The 25,481-nt window shown below is 73.5% G+C and carries 22 protein-coding genes; 11 read left to right on the top strand and 11 right to left on the bottom strand.

Annotated features, from left to right (window positions below):
- The first annotated feature begins 111 nt into the window (after positions 1 to 111).
- Positions 112 to 2,952, top strand: coding sequence for an RNA helicase (locus ACFW2G_RS19770; protein WP_037926458.1), 2,841 nt, complete (start codon positions 112 to 114; stop codon positions 2,950 to 2,952).
- 49 nt (positions 2,953 to 3,001) lie between these two features.
- On the opposite strand, the gene ACFW2G_RS19765 is transcribed toward ACFW2G_RS19770, so the two are convergent.
- The 4 genes from ACFW2G_RS19765 to ACFW2G_RS19750 all read right to left on the bottom strand — a co-directional run bounded on the left by ACFW2G_RS19765 (position 3,002) and on the right by ACFW2G_RS19750 (position 7,432).
- Positions 3,002 to 3,958 (bottom strand): RluA family pseudouridine synthase, encoded by a 957-nt coding sequence (locus ACFW2G_RS19765; protein WP_384580494.1) that lies wholly within the window; start codon positions 3,956 to 3,958, stop codon positions 3,002 to 3,004.
- Positions 3,959 to 3,977: 19 nt separating this feature from the next.
- Entirely contained in the window at positions 3,978 to 5,513 is a 1,536-nt protein-coding gene (locus ACFW2G_RS19760; RefSeq protein ID WP_384580492.1) for a serine hydrolase, read from the bottom strand.
- Between the two features lie 124 nt (positions 5,514 to 5,637).
- Positions 5,638 to 6,477 carry a siderophore-interacting protein gene (locus ACFW2G_RS19755; RefSeq protein WP_384453452.1) on the bottom strand — a complete coding sequence of 280 codons (840 nt, stop codon included), beginning with the start codon at positions 6,475 to 6,477 and terminating at the stop codon, positions 5,638 to 5,640.
- 49 nt (positions 6,478 to 6,526) lie between these two features.
- A complete protein-coding gene (locus ACFW2G_RS19750) occupies positions 6,527 to 7,432 on the bottom strand; it encodes a 5'-3' exonuclease H3TH domain-containing protein (protein WP_384453497.1) in 906 nt (301 codons plus the stop codon).
- Between the two features lie 231 nt (positions 7,433 to 7,663).
- Here ACFW2G_RS19750 and ACFW2G_RS19745 point away from each other — a divergent pair, with 231 nt between their 5' ends.
- A complete protein-coding gene (locus tag ACFW2G_RS19745) occupies positions 7,664 to 8,305 on the top strand; it encodes a helix-turn-helix domain-containing protein (RefSeq protein ID WP_236647779.1) in 642 nt (213 codons plus the stop codon).
- Between the two features lie 8 nt (positions 8,306 to 8,313).
- A complete protein-coding gene (locus ACFW2G_RS19740; protein ID WP_384580490.1) occupies positions 8,314 to 9,033 on the top strand; it encodes a helical backbone metal receptor in 720 nt (239 codons plus the stop codon).
- A 171-nt stretch (positions 9,034 to 9,204) separates the two neighbouring features.
- Here ACFW2G_RS19740 and ACFW2G_RS19735 read toward each other — a convergent pair whose 3' ends face one another.
- Positions 9,205 to 10,323 (bottom strand): TDT family transporter, encoded by a 1,119-nt coding sequence (locus tag ACFW2G_RS19735; RefSeq protein WP_384453458.1) that lies wholly within the window; start codon positions 10,321 to 10,323, stop codon positions 9,205 to 9,207.
- 70 nt (positions 10,324 to 10,393) lie between these two features.
- On the opposite strand from ACFW2G_RS19735, the gene ACFW2G_RS19730 reads away from it, so the two are divergent.
- Positions 10,394 to 11,362 (top strand): LysR family transcriptional regulator, encoded by a 969-nt coding sequence (locus tag ACFW2G_RS19730; protein WP_384453461.1) that lies wholly within the window; start codon positions 10,394 to 10,396, stop codon positions 11,360 to 11,362.
- Here the strand turns inward: ACFW2G_RS19730 and ACFW2G_RS19725 are convergent.
- From ACFW2G_RS19725 to ACFW2G_RS19710, 4 genes are all read right to left on the bottom strand, one after another.
- The gene (locus ACFW2G_RS19725) at positions 11,359 to 12,156 is read right to left on the bottom strand and encodes a thioesterase family protein (protein WP_384580488.1); all 798 of its coding nucleotides are present in this window, start codon (positions 12,154 to 12,156) and stop codon (positions 11,359 to 11,361) included. The genes ACFW2G_RS19730 and ACFW2G_RS19725 overlap by 4 nt on opposite strands.
- Positions 12,157 to 12,418: 262 nt before the next feature.
- Positions 12,419 to 13,126, bottom strand: a complete 708-nt coding sequence (locus ACFW2G_RS19720) for a gamma-glutamyl-gamma-aminobutyrate hydrolase family protein (protein WP_037925860.1) — start codon at positions 13,124 to 13,126, stop codon at positions 12,419 to 12,421.
- A 60-nt stretch (positions 13,127 to 13,186) separates the two neighbouring features.
- On the bottom strand, positions 13,187 to 14,665 hold the full coding sequence (eat, locus tag ACFW2G_RS19715) for an ethanolamine permease (protein ID WP_037925863.1): 1,479 nt from the start codon (positions 14,663 to 14,665) through the stop codon (positions 13,187 to 13,189).
- Positions 14,666 to 14,800: 135 nt separating this feature from the next.
- The gene (locus ACFW2G_RS19710; protein ID WP_384453467.1) at positions 14,801 to 15,547 is read right to left on the bottom strand and encodes a FadR/GntR family transcriptional regulator; all 747 of its coding nucleotides are present in this window, start codon (positions 15,545 to 15,547) and stop codon (positions 14,801 to 14,803) included.
- 77 nt (positions 15,548 to 15,624) lie between these two features.
- On the opposite strand from ACFW2G_RS19710, the gene ACFW2G_RS19705 reads away from it, so the two are divergent.
- From ACFW2G_RS19705 to ACFW2G_RS19690, 4 genes are all read left to right on the top strand, one after another.
- Entirely contained in the window at positions 15,625 to 16,995 is a 1,371-nt protein-coding gene (locus ACFW2G_RS19705) for a glutamine synthetase family protein (protein ID WP_384453470.1), read from the top strand.
- A gap of 37 nt (positions 16,996 to 17,032) precedes the next feature.
- Entirely contained in the window at positions 17,033 to 18,412 is a 1,380-nt protein-coding gene (locus ACFW2G_RS19700) for an aldehyde dehydrogenase (RefSeq protein WP_037925874.1), read from the top strand.
- Between the two features lie 4 nt (positions 18,413 to 18,416).
- Positions 18,417 to 19,208: a 3-oxoacyl-ACP reductase gene (locus ACFW2G_RS19695; RefSeq protein ID WP_037925877.1), complete on the top strand. Its 792-nt coding sequence runs from the start codon at positions 18,417 to 18,419 to the stop codon at positions 19,206 to 19,208.
- Between the two features lie 100 nt (positions 19,209 to 19,308).
- A complete protein-coding gene (locus ACFW2G_RS19690) occupies positions 19,309 to 20,622 on the top strand; it encodes a haloacid dehalogenase-like hydrolase (protein ID WP_384453475.1) in 1,314 nt (437 codons plus the stop codon).
- Here the strand turns inward: ACFW2G_RS19690 and ACFW2G_RS19685 are convergent.
- A complete protein-coding gene (locus ACFW2G_RS19685; RefSeq protein WP_037925883.1) occupies positions 20,609 to 21,811 on the bottom strand; it encodes an alanine racemase in 1,203 nt (400 codons plus the stop codon). The two genes, ACFW2G_RS19690 and ACFW2G_RS19685, sit on opposite strands and share 14 nt — an antisense overlap.
- 305 nt (positions 21,812 to 22,116) lie before the next feature.
- On the opposite strand from ACFW2G_RS19685, the gene ACFW2G_RS19680 reads away from it, so the two are divergent.
- Genes ACFW2G_RS19680 through ACFW2G_RS19670 form a run of 3 tightly spaced genes read left to right on the top strand, consistent with a single transcriptional unit; the run spans position 22,117 to position 24,893 of the window.
- A complete protein-coding gene (locus ACFW2G_RS19680; RefSeq protein WP_384453478.1) occupies positions 22,117 to 22,920 on the top strand; it encodes a hypothetical protein in 804 nt (267 codons plus the stop codon).
- Positions 22,917 to 24,131, top strand: coding sequence for a type VII secretion-associated serine protease mycosin (gene mycP, locus ACFW2G_RS19675; RefSeq protein ID WP_384580486.1), 1,215 nt, complete (start codon positions 22,917 to 22,919; stop codon positions 24,129 to 24,131). The genes ACFW2G_RS19680 and mycP overlap by 4 nt, the downstream gene beginning before the upstream one ends.
- Before the next feature lie 21 nt (positions 24,132 to 24,152).
- Complete coding sequence (locus ACFW2G_RS19670) at positions 24,153 to 24,893, top strand: SseB family protein (protein ID WP_384453484.1); 741 nt, start codon at positions 24,153 to 24,155, stop codon at positions 24,891 to 24,893.
- Between the two features lie 65 nt (positions 24,894 to 24,958).
- Here the strand turns inward: ACFW2G_RS19670 and ACFW2G_RS19665 are convergent, their stop codons facing one another.
- Positions 24,959 to 25,336 (bottom strand): DUF1844 domain-containing protein, encoded by a 378-nt coding sequence (locus ACFW2G_RS19665; RefSeq protein ID WP_037925889.1) that lies wholly within the window; start codon positions 25,334 to 25,336, stop codon positions 24,959 to 24,961.
- Positions 25,337 to 25,481: the final 145 nt, after the last annotated feature.

The raw sequence follows: 25,481 nt of genomic DNA, 5'->3' as shown, positions 1-25,481 counted from the left end.
AACGGGCTCCGGCGCCTTCCCGGTGACCGCCGGGGGCGTGCGCGGGGGTCCGGCTCCTCCCACAAATGATCGCGACTGTTGTCGGACCCGGCGGGTAGGCTCGACAACAAGATGACCGAAGAACTCTCACCCGCCGAGCGGTACGCCGCTGCCCGGATCCGCGCCGCCGAAGAAGCCACCGCCCTGGCCCCCTTCCGCGAGATGTACGACTTCGACCTGGACGCGTACCAGGTGGAGGCATGCAAGGCGCTGGAGGCAGGCAAGGGCGTCCTCGTCGCCGCCCCGACCGGCTCGGGCAAGACCATTGTCGGCGAGTTCGCCGTGCACCTGGCCCTCGCGCAGGGCCGCAAGTGCTTCTACACGACGCCGATCAAGGCGCTCTCGAACCAGAAGTACGCCGATCTCGTCAAGCGCTACGGCGCCGACAAGGTGGGCCTGCTGACGGGCGACAACAGCGTCAACTCCGAAGCGCCGGTGGTCGTGATGACCACCGAGGTGCTCCGCAACATGCTCTACGCGGGCTCGCAGTCGCTGCTCGGCCTCGGCCACGTCGTGATGGACGAGGTCCACTACCTCTCCGACCGGTTCCGCGGAGCCGTCTGGGAGGAAGTGATCATCCACCTCCCCGCATCGGTCACCCTGGTCTCCCTGTCGGCGACCGTGTCCAACGCCGAGGAGTTCGGCGACTGGCTGGACACCGTGCGCGGGGACACCGAGGTGATCGTCTCGGAGGAGCGGCCCGTCCCGCTGTGGCAGCACGTCATGGCCGGCCGCCGGATCTACGACCTCTTCGAGGAGGAGTCCGACCACGGCGGCCGCGGCTCCGCGCGCCGCGAGGTCAACCCCGACCTGCTGCGCATGGCGCGCGAGGAGAACAGCCGCACCTACAACCCCAAGGACCGGCGGCGCGGCAAGATGGTCCGCGAGGCGGACCGCGAGCGCGAGCGGCGCTCCCGCGGCCGGATCTGGACCCCCTCCCGTCCCGAGGTCATCGCCCGCCTGGACAACGACGGGCTGCTGCCCGCCATCAACTTCATCTTCAGCCGGGCCGGCTGCGAGGCGGCCGTCCAGCAGTGCCTGTACGCGGGCCTGCGCCTCAACGACGAGTCCGCGCGGCTGAAGGTCCGCGAGCTGGTCGAGGCACGCACCGCCGCCATCCCCACCGAGGACCTCCACGTCCTGGGCTACTACGAGTGGCTCGAAGGCCTGGAGCGGGGCATCGCCGCGCACCACGCGGGCATGCTGCCCACCTTCAAGGAGGTCGTCGAGGAGCTCTTCGTCCGCGGCCTGGTGAAGGCCGTCTTCGCCACGGAGACCCTGGCGCTGGGCATCAACATGCCCGCGCGCACGGTGATCCTGGAGAAGCTGGTCAAGTGGAACGGCGAGCAGCACGCCGACATCACCCCCGGCGAGTACACCCAGCTGACCGGCCGGGCCGGTCGGCGCGGCATCGACGTCGAGGGGCACGCGGTCGTGCTCTGGCAGCGGGGCATGGACCCGGCCGGGCTCGCCGGACTCGCGGGCACCCGCACGTATCCGCTGCGCTCCAGCTTCAAGCCCTCGTACAACATGGCCGTCAACCTGGTGAGCCAGTTCGGGCGGCACCGCTCGCGGGAGCTGCTGGAGACCTCCTTCGCGCAGTTCCAGGCGGACCGCTCCGTCGTCGGGATCTCCCGGCAGGTGCAGCGCAACGAGGAGGGCCTGGCCGGCTACCGCGAGGGCATGACCTGCCACCTGGGGAACTTCGAGGAGTACGCGCAGCTGCGCCGCGACCTCAAGGACCGTGAGACGGAGCTGGCCAAGCAGGGCGCGGCCCAGCGACGGGTGCAGGCGGCCAGTTCGCTGGAGAAGCTCAAGCCGGGCGACATCATCCACGTTCCGACGGGCAAGTTCGCCGGCCTCGCCCTGGTCCTGGACCCGGGCGTGCCGGCCGGACGGGTCCACGGGCACCGCGGTCACGAGTACGCCGAGGGCCCGCGCCCGCTGGTGCTCACCGCGGAGCGCCAGGTCAAGCGGCTCGCCGCGATCGACTTCCCGGTCCCGGTCGAGGCGCTGGACCGGATGCGGATCCCCAAGACCTTCAACGCGCGCTCGCCGCAGTCCCGTCGGGACCTCGCCTCCCAGCTGCGGAGCAAGGCCGGGCACATCACCCCGGAGCGACGCTCCCGCGGCAGGGCGGCGGCCGCCGACGACCGCGAGATCGCCCGGCTGCGCAGCGAGCTGCGGGCGCACCCCTGCCACGGCTGCGACGAGCGCGAGGACCACGCCCGCTGGGCGGAGCGCTACCACCGGCTCCAGCGGGACACCCACCAGCTGGAGCGGCGGATCGAGGGCCGGACCAACACCATTGCCCGCACCTTCGACCGGATCCACGCGCTGCTGACCGAGCTGGACTACCTGCGTGAGGACGAGGTCACCGTGCACGGCAAGCGGCTCGCCCGGCTGTACGGGGAGCTCGACCTGCTGGCCTCCGAATGCCTGCGCGCCAGGATCTGGGAGGGTCTGAGCCCGGCGGAACTGGCCGCCTGTGTCTCGGCGTTGGTCTTCGAGGCCCGGCAGTCCGACGACGCGGTCGCGCCGAAGGTTCCCGGTGGCGCGGCGAAGGTGGCGCTCGGTGAGATGGTCCGCATCTGGGGCCGGCTGGACGCGCTGGAGGAGGAACACCGCATCAACCAGGCGGAGGGCGTGGGCCAACGCGAGCCGGACCTCGGCTTCGCGTGGGCGGCATACCAGTGGGCCTCCGACAAGAGCCTGGACGAGGTGCTCCGCGAGGCCGAGATGCCCGCCGGTGACTTCGTGCGCTGGTGCAAGCAGGTCATCGACGTGCTCGGGCAGATCGCGGCGGCCGCCCCCTCCGCCCATGGCGACAGCGGAAGTACGGTCGCGAAGAACGCCCGCAAGGCCGTGGACGCGCTCCTGCGGGGGGTCGTGGCCTACAGCTCGGTCGGTTAGTGGGTCCCGGTGCCGGGCGTTGTGGGCCGGTGGGCTTGGGCAGCATGCCCTAGCCGCCGGTGTCCCAGCCGGGGTGGTCGTGCCAGGCCCGGAGGGTGCGGGTGCTCTCGAAGCGGTGGGCGGCTCCGGTCACCGGGTCGGTGAACGCCAGCACCCGGGCCAGGAGTTGAAGGGGTCGGCGGTAGTCGTCCGGAGCCGGGTCGGTCACCTCCGGGTACACCGGATCGCCCAGGATGGGCAGGCCCAGGCTGTTCATGTGCACCCGCAGCTGGTGGGTGCGGCCGGTGTGCGGGGTGAGCCGGTAGCGGCCCAGGGCGCCGCGGACGTCGACGAGCTCGATGAGGCTCTCGGCGTTGGGCGGGCCGGGTACCTCGGTCGCCGCGATCACCCCGCGGAGCTTCTCGATGCGGCTGCGGACGGTGCGCGGGAAGGCGAGCGCCGGGTCGTGGGGCGCGACGGCCTCGTACTCCTTGTGGACCTCGCGCCGCTGGAAGAGCAGCTGGTAGGCGCCGCGGTCCTCGGGGCGGACGCTGAACATCACCAGACCGGCGGTGAGCCGGTCCAGGCGGTGCGCGGGGCTGAGGTCGGGCAGGGCGAGCTCCTCGCGCAGCCTGGCCAGGGCGGTCTCGGTGATGTGGCTGCCGCGCGGGGTGGTCGCCAGGAAGTGTGGTTTGTCCACGACGAGGAGGTGCTCGTCCCGGTGGACCACGCCGACCGCGAACGGGACCTTGGGTTCCGCCTCCATGTCGCGGTGGAACCACAGGTAGCGGCCGGGCTCGTACGGGTCCCCGGCGCGCAGCACCTGCCCGTCGGCGCCCAGTACCCGGCCCGCGGCCAGCAGCCGCGCCATGGACTCCGCGCCGCGGGTGCCGGCGTAGCGGGCGGTGAGGTAGCTGCCGAGGTCCGGCCAGCTCCGGTCCGGGTCGGGCGGCAGCCGGAGCCTGACCGGGTCGATACCGGCCTGCTGGGGAAGGGGCGAGGGGGGCGCCTGGGTTCTGCGTCTCATCGGAGGACAGGCTATGCGGCTACTGCCGGGTGAAGGTGCCCAGGTGGTTGGCGTCGAGGTACTCGACGCGGAGCGTGCCGTCGCCGAAGGTCACCCCGGTACGGCCGACGGCGTTCTCGCCCGTGGTCACGAAGCTGAAGGTGTCGCCGTCGTAGTGGGTCAGCGGGAACCGCAGGGGCTTCGGGCCGAGGGCGAGGGTGAGGGCGCCGTCGTCGTCTGCCGTCACGGTGGCCCTGCCGTAGTACGGGTTGTCGTAGGTGCCGGTGTACGCGGCGCTGTCGCGGGCCGGCTTCGCACCGGCGGGCGGGTGGGCGTAGTCGGTGGCGGACCGGCCCGCGGCGTCCATCTGCGCGTACAGGGAGCCGGCGAGCGCCAGCCAGTCGGCGGTGGCCTTGCCGTGCTCGGCGAAGTCGAAGAAGTCCAGGGCGACGGCGTCGGCCAGGCCCACGGGGGCGCCGTTGGTGAGGACGACGATGCCGAGCCGCTCCAGCGGGAGCATGGTCACGTTGGTGTTCGCGCCGAGTTCGAAGGCACCGGAGTGGCTCAGGCGCAGTCGTCCCGCGTCGTCGTACGAGACGTTCCAGCCGAGGCCGTAGAAGCCGGTGCGGGCGGTGGGGGTCGAGGGCGGATGCGAGACGATCGCGGGCACGTGGGTGCGGGCGAGCGCATCGGCGGGGATGATCCGCTTGCCGTCCAGGGTGCCGTCGGCGAGCTGGAGCCGCAGCCAGCGGGACATGTCGCGGGCGGTGGAGCTGACACCGCCGGCCGGGGCCTGGGCGTCCGGGTCGCGTACGTAGCGGGGGCTCCAGGTGCCGTCGGGGTCCTCGACGTGGGTGGCGGCGCGGTCGGGGGCGTTGGCGAAGGCGGAGAACTCGGTGCTGGTGTCCCCCATGCCGGCGGGCTTGAAGAGGGTGTCGTCGGCGAGCTTCTGCCAGCTGGTGCCCTTGGCCCGGGCGACCGCCTCGGCGGCGGCCGTGAAGCCGAAGTTGGTGTAGGCGTAGCTCGCGCGGAAGGGGGTGAGCGGTTCCAGGCGCAGGTGGTCGAGGATGTACGACTGGTCGTAGCCGAGGTCTTCGAGGAGGTCGCCGGCGTGGTCGGGCAGGCCGCTGCGGTGGGAGAACAGATCGGCGGTGGTGACGTGCCCGGTCACCCAGGGGTCCTTCAGGGAGAAGCCGGGCAGGGAGGCGTGGCGGTCCCACCCGTCGGGGTCGGCGAGGGCGCCGGCGACGACGGTGGAGGAGACGGGCTTGGAGAGCGAGGCGAGCTGGAAGACGGTGTCGGGGCCGACGGTGGCGCTCTCGCCGGTGCGGCGGACGCCGAAGCCCTTGAGGTGGACGACCTTGTCGTCGTGGACGACGGCCACCGCGACGCCGGGGACACCGGTGCGGCGCATCAGGTCCGTGACCGTGCCGTCGAGGCGGGCGACGGCCGCGTCGACGGCGGCGTCCGTGAGCTGAGGGCGGGGAGCGGGGGGCGGGCTCGGTGCGGCCGTGGCCGCCGTGGCGGTGAGGAGGGCCGCGGCCCCTGCCGCTCCGAGAGCGCGGAGCGTACGCATACGAGCATTCTCCCGCGGTACGCCTCGTCGCGCGCGCCGCGGCTCCGGGGGAGAGGGCGGGGTGGGGCTCCGCTGCGAGGAGGCTGCCTCGCGCCCCGCACCCCGGACTCCGCCCCGGAGAGGGTCAGGCCGCCGCGCGGTGTTCCTGTTCGGCTTCGACCGTGGCGTTCCAGTCGCGCTTGATCGCGCGCCAGCCCTCGTCCGTCTCGCCCAGGCGCCAGTAGCCCGAGATCGACAGGCGTTCGCGTGCGATGCCGCGCTCCAGGCGGAGGTGGCGGCGCAGGTCCTTGACGAAGCCGGCCTCGCCGTGGACGAAGGCGTGGACGTCCGGGGAGGGGAACTCCAGCGCCTGGACGGCCTCGACCAGGGCCTCGCCGACCGGGCGGTTACCGCGGTGGAGCCAGACCGGGGTGATGCCGTCGGGGGTGGCCACCTTCAGCTCGTCCTGCGGGCCGTCGATCTCCACGAAGGCGCGGACGTCCGCGCCCGCGGGCATCCGCTCCATCGCCGCGGCGATCGCCGGCAGCGCGCTCTCGTCGCCGATCAGGAGGTGCCAGCCGGCCGCCGGGTCCGGGGCGTAGGCGCCGCCGGGGCCGAGGAAGCGCACGAGCTCGCCCGGCTGGGCCCGAGCCGCCCAGGGGCCGGCCAGGCCCTCGTCGCCGTGGACGACGAAGTCGAGCGTCAGCTCCAGGTGCGCCGGGTCCCAGTTGCGCACGGTGTAGGCGCGCTGGCGCGGCCACTGGGCCCGCGGAAAGTCGCCGCGGATGCGTTCCAGGTCCCAGGGCGCGGGGTAAGTGACACCCTCGGGAGCGAAAAGGAGTTTCACGTAGTGGTCGGTGTACTCGCCCGCACCGAAGTCGGCCAGCCCCTCACCGCCCAGCACGATCCGCACCATGTGCGGCGAAAGCCGCTCGGTGCGTACGACAACGGCGGTGCCGACGGTGCGGCCGCGTCCTTCTGCCACGGTGACTCCCCTGACTCCCATGAAACTTAGCCTTACCTAAGTTAGCACCTCAGCGGCGCAGGGCGCCGCCCAGGCGGGACACAGCACCGCCCAATCCCCACCGATGGGCTAGTGCGTCGACCAGCTCGGGCTGCGCCGGGACGGCCGGAAGTGCGGCGTCGAACTGCGGAAGCGGCACGTCGGAGGCCACCTTGACCACCTTCGGTGCCACCGCCAGGTACGGCCGGGACTCGTCCAGCCGCCTGCGCTGGGCGGGCGTCAGCTTCGACTTCGGGTCGTCGACCGCCGCGATGATCCCGGCCAGGTCGCCGTAGGCGTCGAGCAGTTTCGCCGCCGTCTTCTCGCCGATGCCGGGGACGCCGGGCAGACCGTCGCTCGGGTCGCCGCGCAGCAGGGCGAGGTCCGCGTAACCGGGGCCGTCCACCCCGTACTTCTCCCGCAGCCACGCCTCGTCCGTCAGCTGTAGGGTGCCCACTCCCTTGAGCGGGTACAGCACCCGCCGCTGCCGGGCGTCGTCCACGAGCTGGTACAGGTCCCGGTCGCCCGTGACGATGTCGACCGGTCCCGTCGCGCGGGCGGTGAGCGTCCCGATCACGTCGTCCGCCTCGTACCCGGCGACGCCGACCCGGGCGATGCCGAAGGCGTCCAGCGCCGCTTCGATGATCGGCACCTGCGGGGCGAGCGTGTCCGGAGTCTCCTCCACGTCGGGGCCCGTCGCGGTCTCGACGGCGACGCGGTGGGCTTTGTACGAGGGGATCAGCTCCACCCGCCAGTGCGGCCGCCAGTCCGCGTCCATGCACGCCACCAGGTCGTCCGGCCGGTGGTCCTGGACCAGCCGGGCGATGAAGTCGAGGAGCCCGCGCACGGCGTTGACCGGGGTGCCGTCGGGGGCCTTCACGGAGTCCGGTACGCCGAAGTAGGCGCGGTAGTAGAGGGAGGCGGTGTCCAGGAGCATCAGGCGTCGTGTCGTCACGGGAACGATGATGCCGCAAGCGGCTTCGCCGCCGTCCCGGCCGCAGGGGCGGCGGCCGGGACGCTCCGGCGGGCTCCCGGCCCACCCCGAGGCGCCACGCACGGTGAGCGGACGAGTACGAGAAGGTCCGTGCGGGCGAAACCGGAGCCGGTTGCTGCGTAAGGTGCTTACAGCACACCGATGTGCGACGGACATGGGGAGGGCAGCCCCGACATGAACGACAGGGACGGCACGGACGGCCCGAGCGGCACGCTGGACGACAGGGACGACAAGAGCAAGGACAAGGACGGCAAGGAACCGCTGCGGGTGGGTGTGGCCGTGCGCAAGCGCCGCCGCGCGCTCCACCTCACGCTGGCCGCCGTGTCGGCGCGAAGCGGCCTGTCGGTGCCCTTCCTGAGTCAGATAGAGAACGAGCGCGCCCGGCCCAGCATGCGGTCCCTGGAGCGTGTCGCCGACGCGCTGGAGACCACGGCCGTGGAGCTGCTCGCCGCCTCCGACACCGCGCGCACCGTGGATCTCGTACGGGCCGGGGACGAGTCCGGGCTCACCCCGGTCCCGGGGGTACGGCCCCTCGTACGCGGGCATCACCAGCTGCACGCCATGGAGTTCACCGGGGACCAGGACGCCGGGCGCGAGTACCAGCACCGCAACGACGAGCTGATGTACGTGGTCGAGGGTGCTTGCCAGGTGGAGGCCGAAGGGCGGGCGTACCGGCTGGAGAGCGGGGACGCGTTGTTCCTGTCCGGCGGTGTGCGCCACCGCTGGCGGGCCGTCACCGAGGACACCCGGATCCTGGTCGTCGCCGTGGGGGAGCACATCCACGCGACGTCCGAGCCCCCGTCTCCCGGCCGGTGAGCCCCGGCGTGCGGCGCGTCGTGTCGCTGGTGCCGTCGCTGAGCGAGGCGGTGGCCGTGAGCGCGCCCGGGCGGCTCGTCGGGGTCACCGACTGGTGCACGCACCCCGGCGGCCTCGGGACGGTGGAGCGGATCGGGGGGACGAAGAACCCCGATGTGCGCAGGATCGCGGAGCTCCGCCCGGACCTGGTGATCGCCAACGAGGAGGAGAACCGGGCACCGGACCTCGCCGCGCTGAGGGCCGCCGGCGTGGAGGTGCTCGTCACCGAGATCCGCGACCTCCCCCAGGCGCTGCGGGAGTTGGACCGGGTGCTGGTGGGCGCGCTGGGACTGCCGAGACCGGCGTGGCTGGCGGACGCGGAGGCGGCGTGGGCCCGCGTGGAACCGGTGGGAGAGCTCACGGCCTTCGTACCGGTGTGGCGGCGGCCGTGGATGGTGCTCGGCCGGGACACCTTCGCGGGCGACCTGCTGGCACGGCTCGGGGTGCGCAACGTCTACGCCGGGCACGCGGAGCGGTACCCGAAGATCCCGGTGGAGGAGCTGGCCGCGGCCGGCTGCGATCTGGTGGTGCTGCCGGACGAGCCGTACCGCTTCACGGCCGCGGACGGCCCGGAGGCCTTCCCCGGCCTCCCGGCGGCCCTGGTCGACGGCAGGCACCTGACCTGGTACGGGCCCTCGCTGGCCGACGCGCCGACGGTACTGGCCGCCGCGCTGGCCGCCGCGCGCTGAGCGGTTCGGCTCGCTCTTCGGTTCCTCTCGGAGTGGCCGGTTGCCGGGGCGGGACGGTGCCGGTGCGGTGGTGCCACGGCGGAGTGCCTCCCCGGCTCGGCGAGTGACGGCGATCTCGGCCAGGACGGGACCGCGCCCGGATCCGCCTGTCCCCCCCCCGCAAGGGGGCGGTCAGCCGGCGAGCAGCCGGCCCGTGAACAGGCCCCGGAGGGTGTGGGCGGCGGCGAGGAGCCAGGCCGTCAGCAGGGCGAGGAAGAGTGCCGCGGCCAGCCAGCCGAGGGCGGTGAGCCCGGTGTGGCGGGCCAGGCCGGCGGCGCCGGTGACACAGGTGCCCACGGGGAAGGTCAGCGCCCACCAGGTCATCGCGAAGCCCATGCCGCCCCGGGCCGCCCGCACCAGCATGCACCCGGCGAGTGCCAGCCAGAGCAGGGCGAATCCCATCACGGGCACCCCGTAGACGACCGCGAAGCCGGCGAGGGCGTCGGCGTAGGGGGCGCCGACGGCCCCGGGGGCCATGTCGGCGAGCTGGTTCACGGCGGTGGTGGACTGTCCGAGCGGACCGAGGACCAGGAACAGGGTGGGGGTGAGGGCCAGGGGGAGGGGACCGCCCACGACCAGCCGGCCGAAGATGAGGGGGAGCACGAGCAGGGTGGCGAGCAGGCTGGTGCCGAACATGGCGTAGCAGGCGAGCAGCATGGCCTCGCGGGGCTGGCCGGCGGGCAGGTGGGGGATCAGCAGCGGGCCGAGGGCGGCCGAGACCATGGGGGCGACGAGGGGGAGCAGCCACACCGGGCTCGCCTGCCCCGGTTCGACCTTGTGGCGCACCACCATCAGGTAGGGCACGGCCACAGCCGCGACCAGGCCGATCGCCGTGCCCGCGGTGAACAGCACGGTGTCCGCGGCCACGGCGGCGCCGGTTCCGACGAGGTCCCTGCCGACGATGAGGGTGCCGCCGCCGACGGCCAGCAGCGCCATGGACAGGCAGCCGTAGAAGGGGGCCACGGCGGGGTCGAGCAGGTGGGCGCGGGCCTGGTCGCGGTGGTGCAGCCAGTGCCCGGCACGGGCGACCAGCAGGACGGCGAGGGCGGCCGCGGAGAGTGCCCAGACGAGCTGGCAGGCCACGCGCTGGCCGGGCAGCTGGTACGGGAGGGTCGCACCGGCGTTGGCGACCATCGCGGTGCCCATGACGGAGGCGTACCAGTTGGGGCCGAGGTGGCGCAGCGCAGGTGCCTTGTGGGCGGCGGGCGCGGGCTCGGTGAGGGAGCGGGGTCGCACGAGGGTGGTGGCCATGGGTCCAGCGTCACGCCGGGGCGGGACGCGCGGCAGGGATCACCTCTCTATAAGGCCATAAACTGATGTTATGGGTGAGGAGAACATGATTCCGCTGGCACACCGCGTACCGGACCTGGGTGCACTGGAGCTGCTGCTCGCGGTGGCCCGGATGGGCAGCCTGAGCGGCGCGGCCCGGCGGCTGGGCATCACCCAGCCCGCGGCGAGCAGCCGGATCCGGGCAATGGAGACCCGGCTGGGCGTCGCCCTGGTGGACCGCTCCCCGCGTGGCTCGACGCTGACGGCCGAAGGCGCGCTGGTCACGGACTGGGCCCGGCGGGTGGTGGAGGCGGCCGAGGCCTTCGACGCCGGCGCACAGGCACTGCGGGGGCGGCGGGACTCGCGGCTGCGGGTGGCGGCCAGCATGACGATCGCGGAGTACCTGTTGCCCGGGTGGCTGATCGCGCTGCGCGGTCAGCGTCCGGACACGGCGGTGTCACTGCACGCGGGCAACTCGGCGCTGGTCGTGCAGCGGGTCCTCGCGCACGAGGCCGACCTCGGCTTCGTGGAGGGGCTGACGGTGCCCGAGGGCCTGGACTCGGCGGTGATCGCGCAGGACCGGCTGGTCGTGGCGGTGGCGTCGGCGCACCCGTGGGCGCGGCGCGCGCGGGGCGTGGAGGCGGCGGAACTCGCCGCGACGCCGCTGATCCTGCGGGAGCGGGGATCGGGGACGCGGCAGGTGCTGGACGCGGCGCTCGCCGGGCACGGCGGGCTGGCCGCGCCGCTGCTGGAGCTGGCGTCGACGACGGCGGTGAAGGCGGCCGCGCTGGGCGGCGCCGGGCCGTGCGTGCTGTCGGAGCTCGCCGTGGTGGACGAGCTGGCGGCGCGCAGGCTGGTGGCGGTGCCGGTGACGGGCGCCGGGCTGGGTCGGGCCCTGCGGGCGGTGTGGCCCGCGGGCGCTCGCCCGGCGGGCCCGGCCCGGGACCTGCTGTCCCTGACCCGGGGCACCGCCCAGGGGCCGGGCCGGCGGACGGACCCCAGGGCATCGGACGGACCCTAGGGCAGCGGACGGACCGTGAGGATCTGTTCGGCGTGGCCGACCGGGCCGTCGAGATCGTGCAGGACGCTGCTGGTGAGCCCCTGACCCGACGGGCCGAAGGTGACGGTGGTGTCCAGGCCGGTCCATGGGCCGCGCGGCTGTCGGTGCAGGTGGATCGTCAGGTCGAGGTTCGGGAACATCCACGCGGTGGGGTCCTGCTGGACCGCGACGCCGTTCGCGGTGTCCACCAGGGCGACGTACGAGGCGAGGGCGCTGCTGGGCTCGCCCGCGACCAGGGTGAGCGGCGAGGACACCCAGGCCGCCGTGCGGCCGCGGCGGGAGGGCGGCGTCCGGCGGACCTCGATGGAGGAGACGAAGCCGCCGTCCCATTCCTCGTCCATGGCCCAGACGTCGAGTTCCCCGGGAGCGGGGAGGGGCTCGTGCGGGCTGTCGGCCACCGAGGAGGAGTCCAGGGTCGCCAGCAGCCAGGCGCGGGCGCGGACCACCGGCCGGCCGCCGATGGCCACGGTCGCCTCCAGCAGCTCGATGGTGCGGCCCGGGCGCAGGGTCTCGACGGTGATCTCGCACTCGTCGAGGGCGATACGGCCGAGGATGTCGTAGCTGATCCGCGCGAGTGCCGACGGTGCGGGCCGCCCCGCCAGGTGTCCGTCGATCGCGTGCACCACGAGGCCGGCGAGCGGGCTGAAGTGCTGCTCGCCGGTGTTCCACGCACCGCCCGCGTGGGCGGTGGGCTTGTAGCGGTGGCCGCCCGTCCGCTCGTAGTAGCTCTCGGGCAGGGCGTCGCCGGTGGTCACGGGTCTGTCTCCTCGGGCGGGTGGGAACGAGCAGAGATCGGTGTATCGATCACGCATCGTAGGAGGCGGCGTCCCGTCCGTCACTGTGATCTGTCGGACAGCAGGGCGGCGGCCGTGCCGTGTGACTCCGTCCCCCTCCCTCCAGCGTGCACATGTGAGGGTTCCGGGGCCATGCGGGCTCGGGGGCGGCGCTGTCCGGGCGGACCTCGGCCGCCCCGCCCCGCGCGGTTGCGGGGGCGGGGCGGCCGTCGCCGTACGCCGGTCAGGCCACCGGAACCCCGCGGTGCGCCGCGGCCGCCTCGATCAGCGAGGACATCACCCGCGTGTCCTTGTCACGCTCCGGGTGCCACTGCACGCCCAGCGCCCAGCGCGCCGGGTCGGGCAGCTCGATCGCCTCCACCGTCCCGTCGAGCGCGTGCGCCGAGACGACCAGGCCGCGCCCCAGGCGCTCGACCGCCTGATGGTGGTAGGTCGGTACCTGCGCCTCCTCCGGGACCAGCTCGGCGTACCGGGTGCCCGGGACGGGGCGCACCGGGTGCCAGGAGGTGACGTCCGGGGTGTCGACGTGGCCGTCGATGTGCTGGACCAGCGTGCCGCCCAGGGCCACGTTCAGCGCCTGCATCCCCCGGCAGATGCCGAGCACGGGCACGTCCGCCTCCAGCGCCGCGTTGATCAGGGCCAGCTCCCAGTGGTCGCGGACCGTCGCGGGCGGGCCCGTACGGGGGTCGCGTGCGGCGCCGTAGTGGACCGGGTCCAGGTCCGGGCCGCCCGCGACCACGAGGCCGTCCACCCGGCTCAACACCTCCGCCGCCGCACCGGGTTCGTCCGGGGGCAGCAGTACGGCCGCGCCGCCCGCCGCCTGGACGAGTGCGTAGTACCCGGCCGGTACGAGGGACGTAGGCAGGTCCCACACCCCGTAGCGGGTGGATTCCTCGACGTAGGTGGTGATGCCGATGAGCGGCCTGGGCACGTTCTCTACCTCCGTGAACGGGACGGCGGACGACAGGACAGGACGGGACAGGACAGGATCTCAGTCGCGGGCCAGCTCCGCCTCGGCTTCCGCGAGGGCCGCGAACTCCTCCTCGGGGGCCGAGGCCACCAGGTGGTGGCGGCTGTGGAAGGCGAAGTAGGCCAGGGCGACGGCGTACACGGCCAGGGCGATGAAGGCCGCGTCCTTGTCCACCAGGAAGGTCGCGACCAGGGCCGACAGGGCGAGCGCGAAGGCCACCGAGGAGGTCAGGATGCCGCCCGGGGTGCGGTACGGACGCGCCAGCTGCGGCTCCCGGCGGCGCAGCACGATGTGCGAGAGCGCCATCAGGGCGTAGGAGATGGTCGCGCCGAAGACCGCGATGTTGAGCATGCGGGCGCCGTTGCCGGTGGCCGCGGCCAGGGCGAAGCCGATCGCGCCGGGGATGACCAGGCCGAGGTACGGGGCCTTGCGCTTGGAGGTCAGGGACAGGAAGCGGGGCAGGTAGCCGGCCCGGGAGAGGGCGAAGAGCTGGCGCGATCCCGCGTAGATCAGCGAGAAGAAGGAGGCCACCAGGCCCGCCAGACCCGCGTAGTTCACGAAACGGCTCAGTGCGGTCGGGCCGCCGTCCCCTTCCAGGGCGACCACCAGCGGATTGCCGGCCGTCTTGACGGCGTCTGCGCCCTGCGCGCCGGTCGCCGCGAAGAAGGTGATCAGGGCCAGCAGGGCGAGGATGCCCATGGAGATGGACAGCGCCTTCGGCATGGAACGGACCGGGTCCTTCGCCTCCTCGGCCGCCAGCGGTACGCCTTCCACGCCGAGGAAGAACCACATGCCGAAGGGGAAGGCGGCCCAGATGCCGAGCACGCCCAGCGGCAGCCAGGAGTTCGAGCCGAAGGCGGTCGGGTCGACCGGGATGTCGTTGAGGCCGTCCGCGCTGAACTCCGTGAAGGCGCCGACCGCGAAGATCAGCAGTGCGGCGACGGCGACGGCGGTCACGACGAGGCTGAAGCGGAGCGCCTCGCCGACGCCCCACAGGTGCACGCCGATGAAGATCACGAAGCAGCCGAGGTAGACGGGCCAGCTGGAGGTGAGGCCGAAGAGGCCGAGGGACTCCACGTAGTCGCCGATGAAGATGACGATCGCCGCGGGGGCCAGGATGTATTCGATGAGGATGGCGGTGCCGGTCAGGAAGCCGCCCCAGGGGCCCAGCGCGCGGCGGGCGAAGCCGTAGCCGCCGCCCGCCGTCGGCAGGATCGTCGACAGCTCGGCGAGGGAGAAGACCAGGCAGGCGTACATGGCGCCCATCAGGACGGTGGCGATGGCGAGACCGCCGAAGCCGCCCTTGTCGAGCCCGACGTTCCAGCCGGAGAAGTCCCCGGAGACGACGTAGGCGACGCCGAGGCCGGTCAGGAGCAGCCACCCGGCACTGCCGCGGCGCAGCGTGCGGCGCTCCAGGTAGTCGTCCGGGCCGTCGCCGCCGGCGGGTGACGTGGTGGGTGCGGGTACGGCTGCCAGCCGTGCCTCGGTGTCGTCGGCCATCGTGCGCTCCTGCCTCAGGGCAATGGTTGTGGGGCGTACCTTTGTCCTAGTGGAGCGGAGCGCGCAAGACCTCTGCGTAAAACAGAAGTTACGAAAGCCTCTCGGGCGCCCCGAGATCCCCGCCCCCCGGCCGGCTCAGGCGAGGAAGCCGCGCAGCAGTGCGGCCGTGCCGCAGCAGTGCTCGCGCATGGTCGCGCGGGCCCGAGCCGCATCCCCCTCCAATACCGACTCCACCAGCGCGCTGTGCTGCTGCTGGGAGTGCTCCAGGTTGCGCACCAGCAGCGGGATGCAGTCGAGCAGGTCGTTGACCGTGGCACGGACGGCCGCGTACTGGGCCGTCAGGGTGGCCGACCCGGCGAGCTCGCACAGCGCGAGGTGGAAGAGCGTGTCTTGCCTGCGGTAGTCCGCCAGCGGGGCGTCGTGGGTGGCGTCCAGGGCCGCGAGCAGCCGTTCGGTGCCCTCTTCGGTCAGCCCCTGGGAGGCGCACAGCCCGGCCGCCCCCACCTCCAGGACCTCGCGGAAGCGCAGCACGTCCTCGATGTCCACGCCCGCCACCCGCCTGCGCAGCTCCTCCTCCGTGCCGCCGGCCGGGGTGTCGGGACGGGGCAGCACGAACGTTCCGCCGTACCGGCCGCGCCGCGCCTCCACCAGGCCCTGGTCCTGAAGTACCTTCAGGACCTCGCGCAGGGTGACCCGGCTGATCCCCATCCGCTCGGCCAGCTCGCGCTCGGGCGGCAGCCTTTCGCCGCCGGGCACCAGGCCCAGGCGGACCACCTGGAGGATCTGCTGCAGCGCCTCCTCGAAGCCGTTGCCCGCCCGCACCTGGCGCAGCACCGGGTTCAGGCGCCGGGCGGCGTCGCCCTCGCTCGCCGTATCGGTCATCTCGGTCCCTCCCCTTCCCAAGCAATGGTTCTATTCAATACCTTAGGCCTCCTCGGCTCACCGAAGGAGAGATTCCCGTGGTAGACCGCAAGCCGCCGCTCGCGCCCGAGGAGCTCCGTGCCCTCGTCGCCAGCGGTGAGATCGACACCGTGGTCCTGGCCTTCCCCGACATGCAGGGGCGGCTCCAGGGCAAGCGGTTCGCCGCACAGTTCTTCCTGGACGAGGTCCTCGCGCACGGCACCGAGGGCTGCAACTACCTGCTGGCCGTCGACACCGACATGAACACCGTCGACGGCTACGAGATGTCCTCCTGGGAGCGGGGCTACGGCGACTTCGCCATGCATCCCGACCCCGCCACCCTGCGCCGCATCCCCTGGAACCCCGGCAGCGCCTTCATCCTGGCCGACCTCGCCTGGAACGACGGCACCCCCGTCGTGGCCGCCCCCCGCCAGATCCTGCGCCGCCAGCTGGAACGCCTCGCCGAGCACGGATACACCGCGATGGTCGGCACCGAGCTGGAGTTCATGGTCTTCCAGGACACCTACGAGCAGGCCTGGAACGCCAACTACCGCGGCCTGACCCCCGCCAACCAGTACAACATCGACTACTCGGTCCTCGGGACCGGCCGTGTCGAACCCCTGCTGCGCCGGATCCGCAACGAGATGCAGGCCGCCGGTCTGACCGTCGAGTCGGCCAAGGGCGAGTGCAACCTCGGCCAGCACGAGATCGCCTTCCGCTACGACGAGGCGCTCACCACCTGCGACCAGCACTCCGTCTACAAGACCGGCGCCAAGGAGATCGCCGCACAGGAAGGCGTCTCGCTCACCTTCATGGCCAAGTACGACGAGCGCGAGGGCAACTCCTGTCATATCCACCTCTCCCTCACCGACGCCGACGGACGCAACGCGATGGCCGGAGAGGGCCACGAGGAACACGGTATGTCACCGGTGATGCGCCACTTCCTGGCCGGCCAGCTCGCCGCGTTGCGCGACTTCTCCCTTCTCTACGCCCCGAACATCAACTCGTACAAGCGTTTCCGGCCCGGATCCTTCGCGCCGACCGCCGTCGCCTGGGGCCTCGACAACCGCACCTGCGCCCTGCGCGTCGTCGGCCACGGCCGCTCCATGCGCTTCGAGAACCGCCTCCCCGGCGGCGACGTCAACCCCTACCTCGCCGTCGCCGGCCTGGTCGCGGCCGGCCTCTACGGCATCGAGAACCGCCTGGAACTGCCCCCGATCTGCACCGGCAACGCCTACACCGGCGACTACGCCCACGTCCCCGCGACCCTGCGCGAGGCCGCCGAACTCTGGGAGAACAGCGAGATCGCCAAGGCCGCGTTCGGCCCCGAGGTCGTCGCCCACTACCGGAACATGGCCCGCGTGGAACTCGACGCCTACGACTCCGCGGTGACCGACTGGGAGCTTCGCCGCTCCTTCGAACGCCTGTAGTCATCCACGCCACCGAACCGAAACTGTGAGGCACCACGTGTCCGATGCGCTGGCCCCCTTCGATCTGAGAGTGCTCAATCCGGCCACCGAGGAACTCGTCGCCGTCGTCCCGGCCGCCACACGGGACGACGTCGACGCCGCCGTCGCCCGGGCCGCCGCGGCCCAGCGCGCCTGGGCGGCGGCCGCCCCCGCCGACCGGGCCCGCCTGCTGCGCCGCTTCGCCGCGGTCGTCGACGCACACGTCGAGGAACTGGCGCAGCTGGAGGTCCGCGAAGCCGGCCACACAATCGGCAACGCCCGCTGGGAAGCCGGCAACGTACGCGACCTCCTCGACTTCGCCGCCGGGGGCGTGGAACGGCTCTCCGGCCGTCAGATCCCCGTCGCCGGCGGCATCGACGTCACCTTCCTCGAACCCCTCGGCGTCATCGGCGTGATCGCCCCGTGGAACTTCCCCCTGCCGATCGCCGCCTGGGGCCTGGCCCCGGCCCTCGCCGCAGGCAACGCCGTCATCCTCAAGCCCGCCGAGACCACCCCCCTGACCGCGCTGCGCCTCGCCGAACTCGCCCTTGAGGCCGGGATCCCCGAGCACCTCTTCCAGGTGCTCCCCGGCCGCGGCGACACCGCGGGCGACGCCCTCGTCGAACACCCCGGCGTCGCGAAGATCGTCTTCACCGGCTCCACCCGGGTCGGCAAGCAGATCATGGCCAAGTGCGCCGAACGGGTGAAGCGCGTCACCCTCGAACTCGGCGGCAAGAGCCCCAACATCGTCTTCGCCGACGCCGACCTGGAGGCCGCCGCGGCCGCCGCCCCCATGTCCTTCCTCGACAACACCGGCCAGGACTGCTGCGCCCGCACCCGCATCCTCGTCCAGCGCTCCGCGTACGACCGCTTCCTCGACCTCGTCGCCCCCCGCATCGCGGACGTCGCCGTCGGCGACCCGCTCGACGAGAAGACGCAGATGGGCCCGCTGATCTCCCGGTCCCAGCTGGACCGAGTCCGGTCCTTCGTCACCGACGACCTCACCGCGGTCCGCGGCACCGCCCCCGAAGGCCCCGGCTTCTGGTACCCGCCGACCCTCGTCACCGATGTCGACCCCGCCGCGCCCGTCGCCGTCGAGGAGGTCTTCGGGCCCGTCGCCGTCGTCCTGCCCTTCGAGGACGAGGAGGACGCCGTACGCCTGGCCAACGCCACCGCATACGGCCTCTCCGGTTCCCTGTGGACCCGGGACATCGGCCGCGCGCTGCGCGTCTCGCGGGCCGTCGCCGCCGGCAACCTGTCCGTCAACTCCCACAGCAGCGTCCGCTACTGGACCCCCTTCGGCGGCTACAAGCAGTCCGGGCTCGGCCGTGAGCTCGGACCCGACGCCCTCACCGCTTTCACCGAGACCAAGAACGTCTTCATCAGCACGGAGGCCTGACCCCATGTCCGTAGAGCCCAACGCGATCATCTGCCGCCGCCTCGTCGGCCGCACCGCCGTCATCACGGGAGCCGGCAGCGGCATCGGCCTCGCCACCGCCCGCCGACTGGCCTCCGAAGGCGCCAACGTCGTCTGCGCGGACATCGACGAGACGGCCGGCAAGGCCGCCGCCGAGGAGGTCGGAGGCCTCTTCGTGAAGGTCGACGTCACCGACAAGGAAGACGTCGAGGCCCTCTTCAAGACCGCCTTCGACACCTACGGCTCCGTCGACATCGCCTTCAACAACGCGGGCATCTCGCCCCCGGACGACGACTCCATCCTCACCACCGAGCTCGACGCCTGGCGCCGCGTCCAGGACGTCAACCTCACCTCCGTCTACCTCTGCTGCAAGGCCGCACTGCCCTACATGCAGCGCCAGGGCCGCGGCTCCATCATCAACACCGCCTCCTTCGTCGCCATCATGGGCGCCGCCACCTCCCAGATCTCCTACACGGCTTCCAAGGGCGGCGTCCTCGCCATGTCGCGCGAGCTCGGCGTCCAGTTCGCCCGCGAGGGCATCCGCGTCAACGCCCTGTGCCCGGGGCCCGTCAACACCCCGCTGCTCCAGGAACTGTTCGCCAAGGACCCCGAGCGCGCCGCCCGCCGCCTCGTGCACATCCCGCTGGGCCGGTTCGCCGAGCCCACCGAGATCGCCGCCGCCGTCGCCTTCCTCGCCAGCGACGACTCTTCCTTCATCAACGCCACCGACTTCCTCGTCGACGGTGGCATCTCGGGCGCGTACGTCACGCCCCTCTAGAGCTCACCCACCACCACCCACCCGACAGCCGGGCGTCGCACGACGCCCGGCTGTCGTGCTCCACCGCCCGTGACGCCTTCACCGCCAGGAGCGATCACCCGTGTCCCCACGCACCACCACCCAGCGCCTCCAGGCGCTCGCCGCCGCCGCGGTCACCGTGGCGGCCCTCGTCGCCGCCGGCCCCACCGCCGCGGCCGCAGGCCCCCTTGCGCACTGCGCCACCCCGCGGCTGACGACCGGCTGGTACGGCGACAACCAGGCGCGCCTCCAGCAGCTCATCGACCGCTACGGCCGCTGCGGCCCCCACCGCCCCACCCGCGCCAGGCCCGTCGCCGTCTTCGACTGGGACAACACCGTCGTCAAGAACGACGTCGGCGACGCCACCATGTTCTGGCTGCTCCGCAACGGCAAGGTCCGCCAGCCCGCCCGCGGGGACTGGACCACCACCAGCCGCTTCCTGAGCCCGGCCGCCGCCGGGGCCCTCGCCGACGCCTGCGCCGCCCTCGCCCGCCCGGGCACCCCGCTGCCCACCGGGACCCCCGCGGGAGCCGGCTGCGCGGACGAGATCAGGGCGGTCTACGGCACCGCCGCGACCCGCACCGGAGCCACCGCCTTCACCGGCTGGGACCGCCGCACGATGGAACCCGGGTACGCCTGGCTGCCCCAGCTGATGCAGGGCTGGACCGCCCACGAGATCCGCGGCTTCGCCGCCGCCGCCCGCACCGAGAACCTCGACGCGCCCGTCGGCGCCACCCAGCAGGTCGGCACCGGCAGCGCCACCGGGTGGGTGCGCTACTACGACCAGCAGAAGGACCTGATCAAGAGCCTCGTCAAGGCCGGCTTCGACGTCTGGATCAGCTCGGCCTCCCCCCAGCCGGTCGTCGAGGTCTGGGCCGCGGCCGTCGGCATCGGCGCCGACCGCGTCATCGGCATCCGCAACACCACGACCCGCGGCGGGGCGTACACCGCCCACCTCCAGGGATGCGGCTCCGTCGCGGACGGAGCCGACACGATGATCACGTACATCGACGGCAAGCGCTGCTGGATCAACAAAGAGGTCTTCGGAGTGCGCGGCCCCGCCGCCGGGACGGTCCAGCCGCCCGCCCGCCGCCCGGTGTTCGCGGCGGGAGACTCCGACACCGACATCACGTTCCTGCGGGACGCGACCGTCCTGCGGCTCGCGGTGAACCGGAACAAGACCGAGCTCATGTGCCGGGCCTACGACAACAGCGACGGCAAATGGATCGTCAACCCGATGTTCATCGAGCCCAAGAAGCAGAGGACCAGCCCCTACCCCTGCTCCACCACCGGCTACATCGACCACGACGGCACCGCCGGCCCGGTCCGCCGCGACGACACGAGCGTCATTCCGGATCAGGCGGACACCGTGTTCCAGGCCGTCACAGAAAGGTGAGGCCCTCGCCCCGATAGGTCGGCACACTGCCCGAGACCCGGTCGCCCTCCACAAGGTGCAGGGTGTCGAACCGCTCGCACAGTTCGCCGGCCTTCGCATGGCGGAACCAGACCCGGTCGCCGATCAGCAGGTCGTCGGCCGGGCTCCCCAGCAGCGGCGTCTGCACCTCGCCCGCGCCCTCCTGCGGGTCGTAGCGCAGCCCCTGCGGCAGGTACGGGACCGGCAGCCGGTCCGGGCCGGGCGCCCCGGACGCCGGGTAGCCGCCGCCGAGCACCGTGACCACCCCCACCCCGGGCCGGCGTACCACCGGCTGGGCGAAGAGGGCGGCCGGTCGGCCGCTGAACGAGGTGTAGTTGTCGAAGAGCCGCGGCACGTACAGCCCCGACCCAGCGGCGATCTCGGTCACCGCCTCCTCGGCCGCGGTCTGCTGCACGCTGCCCGTGCCGCCGCCGTTGACGAACTCCAGGTCCGGTACGACGGCCCGTACGGCCGCCACCACCGCGGCCCGGCGCGCCGCCAACTCCCTGCGGGCCGCGCCCTGCATCAGCCGGATCGCCCGAGACCGCAGGGGGCGCCCCGCCAGAGCGTCCCCGACCCCGGCGACATGGCCCTCGTACGCCATCAGCCCCACCACCCGGAACCCGGGGCGCGCGACGACTGCCCGGGCCAGCGCCGCCAGTTCCGCCGGTTCGCGCAGCGGCGACCGGCGCGCGCCCACCCGGATCCGGCCGCCCATCAGGTGCAGGGCGGTGTCCAGTTCCAGGCACACCCGGATCTCCTCGGCACCGCCGTCACGGGCCGCGTCGACCAGGTCCAGCTGCGCGGGGTCGTCCACCATCACGGTGACGGCCGCGGCCAGCTTGGCGTCGCCGGCCAGCTCGCCGAAACCGGCCCGGTCCGCGGAGGGGTAGGCGAGGAGCACGTCCTCGAACCCGGAACGGGCCAGCCAGAGCGACTCGGCGAGGGTGTACGACATGATCCCGGCGAACCCGGGGCGGGCCAGCACCCGTTCGAGCAAAGCACGGCACCGGACCGACTTGCTGGCGACCCGGACCGGCTTGCCGCCGGCCCGGCGCACGAGATCGTCTGCATTGGCGTCGAAGGCCTCGACATCCACGATGGCCAGCGGCGCGTCCAGGTGCGCGGTCGCCCGGTCGTACCGGGCGCGGTCGGCGGCGGGGGAGTTCATGGGCGGCAGCTTGCCAGAGGTCTCTACCGGTGGGTAGGGCCCCGGGCCAACCCCCGGGGCTCCGCCCGGACCCCGTGCCTCGAACACCGGCGAGGCTGGAGGGGGCGAGGCCGAGGGGCAGCGTGGCCGGGGGAGAGGCGGCGCGGCAGTGGTGAGGGGGATCTGCCGGGCCGGGGTGGGGACAGGTCGGGGCGTCGGCCGGGACGTAGAACGTGGCCCGACGGGACCGCTCCGCCGGGTGGGTGTCCGCGAACCCCGTAGAGTACGGGCAGGCAGCCGTACGGAACGGGGGGCGGAGCCGCCGGATGACCACGACGACACCGCGGACCACGATCCCGGGCGAGCCCGACCCCTGGTCCCCGCCGCCCCGGCCCACCCACGTCCCGCCGCGCCGTCACCCCGGCCGCGTCGTGGCCGCCACCCTCTGCCTCGTCCTCGGCGGCGGCCTCGTCGGCGGAGCCGCCCTCACCACCTGGGCCGAACACCGCGCCGCGAACCGCCCCCTGCCCGCCGACGCCGCCTACCGCAAGGCCGGCTCGCTGTGGCGCGCGGCCCCCGTGGACAGCCTCTTTCCGCCCGTCCTCGCCGGCCCCTCGGCCGGCCCCGGCGGCGCCGACCGCACCTGGACCCGCGTCGCGCTCGCCCCCGACGCCGACTGCCCCGCCGCCCTGCCCGCCGACTGGCTGGCCGCGGTGGCCGAGACCGGCTGCACCCGCGTGCTCCGCGCCACCTACACCGACGCCACCCGCAGCGCCCTGATCGCCGTCGGCATGGTCTTCACTCCCGCCGACGGGCCCACGATGAGCTCCCTCCGGGGCCGACTCACCGCCCCGCCCGCCTACGGGTTCGCCGACGACCAGCGCGCCGCCTGGGCCGCCTCCGTACGCACCGAGGCCCCCGTTGTCGTCTATGCCGTCTCCGCCTTCGCCGACGGCCGCCCCCAGGAGGCCCCGCGCCCGGCCGGGGACCTCGTCGCGAAGGGCGCCACGGGCGCCGCCGCTCAGGCGGGCCTCGGCCACGAGGCCACGGCGGTCGCCGACCGCATCGGGGACGGTCTGGCGGCCCTCGCCGCACCGCCCGTCACCCCAGCCCCGAAGGCCGCACGATGACCCTCGCCGGAGCCTCCGCCCGGGCCCTCCCCCGTGGTGCGGCCGTGCTCGCCGCCGCCGCTCTCCTGGCCACCGCCACTGCCGCCCCGGCCGCTGCCGACACCATCCGCGACCGCCAGTGGGGGCTCCTGGCCCTGCGCGCCGAGGAGGCCTGGGGCACCACCCGCGGGGACGGCGTGACCGTCGCCGTCCTCGACACCGGCGTCGACGAGTCCCACCCGGACCTGTCCGGCCAGGTCCTCGCCGGCACCGACCTCATCGGCATGGGCGCCGGCCCCGGCGACCGGGCCTGGGCCCGCCACGGGACTGCCATGGCGAGCATCATCGCCGGGCACGGGCACGGTCCGAGCCGCAGCCAGGGAGTCCTCGGCGTCGCGCCGCAGGCGCGGATCCTGCCCGTACGGGTGATCCTCGAAGAGAGCGACCCGGGCCGGGCCAAGGCACGCGAAAGCAAGGGCGGTGCCCTGGCCGAAGGCATCCGCTGGGCCGCAGACCACGGGGCCGACGTGATCAACCTGTCCCTCGGCGACGACAGCGACTCCGCCCACCACGAGGCGGGCGAGGACGAGGCGGTCCAGTATGCGCTCGCCAAGGGGGTGGTCGTCGTGGCCTCCGCAGGCAACGGCGGCGAGTCGGGCGACCGCGTCTCCTACCCGGCCGCCTACCCGGGGGTCATCGCCGTGACTGCGGTCGACCGCCGCGGCCGGAAGGCGAAATTCTCCACGCGCAATTGGTATGCCACCGTGAGCGCCCCCGGAGTCGACGTCGTCATCGCCGACCCGGACCGCTCCTACTACGAGGGCTGGGGCACCAGCGCCGCCGCCGCCTTCGTCTCCGGAGCGGCGGCCCTGGTCAGGGCCGCGCACCCCGATCTGTCCCCCGCCCAGATCAAGAAGCTGCTGGAGGACACCGCCTCCGACTCCCCGGCCGGTGGTCGCGACGACGCCCGCGGCCACGGAATGGTCGATCCCGCAGCCGCCCTCCAGGTCGCGGACGAGATGCGGCCCGAGGCTGCGGTACCCGCCCCGGCCCCGGCCGCCGCCCGGTACTTCGGCCCGGGCCCCGAGCCGGTCCGCCCGCCGGAGCGCGGCGCCCGGCTCGGCGCTCCGGCCGCCGCGGCCGCCGGAGCGGTGCTGCTCGTGCTGGCCGCCGTACTGGCCCGGCGCCCGCGACGTGGTCCCCGGGGCGGCGGCGCGGACCCGGCACAGTAGGGTCGGGTAACTGTGGCGAACATGGCGAACAAGAACATTCCCGACCCGGGCTTCTCCGACGACGACGGCTCCGCCGATCCCGAGCTGACCGCGGCCCTCGCCGCATGGGCCGAGGACCGCACGCAGGAGCCGCGCGTCCTGGCGGCACTGAAGGGCGCCCGCCTGCTGGTCCCGGTGGTGGCCGTCCTCGGCGAGGTGGAGACCGACCCGGAGACCGGACTCAAGCGGGAGAAGACCAGCGACATGGCCGTCCCGACCCTGCGGGCGGGGGACCGGCGGGCCCTGCCGGCCTTCACCTCGATCGCCTCGCTCGCGCTCTGGGACCCGGCCGCCCGGCCGGTGGCCGTCCCGCTGCACCAGGCTCTGGCGGCCGCCGCGCACGAGAAGGCCGACACCGTCGTGCTGGACCTGGCCGGCCCGGTCGCCTACCAGCTGACCGGGCCTGCGCTGCTCGCGCTCGCCGAGGGCCGCACGAACACCGACCCACTGGCCGACCCCGCCGTGCGGGAGGCCGTACGGGCCGCCGTGTCCGCCGAGCCGGCCGTGCGGTGCGCCCACCTCGGCCCGGGCGGCGCCGACGCTGACGGAACCCTGGCGATCGTGCTGGCCGCCGACGCCCAGGCCCCCGCCGCGGCCCGCCGCGTCGCCGAGGCCCTGGCGGCGGACACCACCCTGCGGGCCCGCTTGGTGCGCGGCCTCGACCTGGCGCTGCTGCCGCCGGACGCTCCGGTCCCGCCCGGCGAGCCCCTCTACACCCGCTGAACGACGCGGGAGGGGCGGGCCGTGTCGTCACGGCCCGCCCCTCCCGCGTGGTGCTCGTCCCCGGATCAGCCGAAGACGGGACCGGTGAACTTCTCGCCCGGGCCCTGGCCCGGCTCGTCCGGGACGACCGAGGCCTCGCGGAAGGCCAGCTGGAGCGACTTCAGACCGTCGCGCAGCGGGGCGGCGTGGAAGGAGCTGATCTCGGTGGCGCTCGCGGTGACGAGTCCGGCCAGGGCCGTGATCAGCTTGCGGGCCTCGTCGAGGTCCTTGTGCTCGGAGTCCGGCTTGTCCAGGCCCAGGTTGACCGCCGCGGCGCTCAGCAGGTGCACGGCCACCGTCGTGATCACCTCGACGGCGGGCACGTCCGCGATGTCGCGGGTCATGGCGTCGTAGTCGGGGGCGCCGTCGGCAGCGGGGTCGGTGGAGGGTGTCGCGTCAGTCATGAGCCCCACGATATGCCGTGCGGCGGGCTTGCAACGCGGGTGCTAGTATGTACATCGACCGGCCGGATGCCATGGTGTCCGGCCCACAAGTGGAGGCTCCGTTCTCCCACCTGACCGCCTTCCGGGGCGGCGGGTCACCGGTCAG

The sequence above is a fragment of the Streptomyces sp. NPDC058880 genome (assembly GCF_042742535.1).
GTDB lineage: Bacteria > Actinomycetota > Actinomycetes > Streptomycetales > Streptomycetaceae > Streptomyces.
Note: the sequence above shows the minus strand (reverse complement) of the source record. Positions and strands in the feature narration are given on the sequence as shown.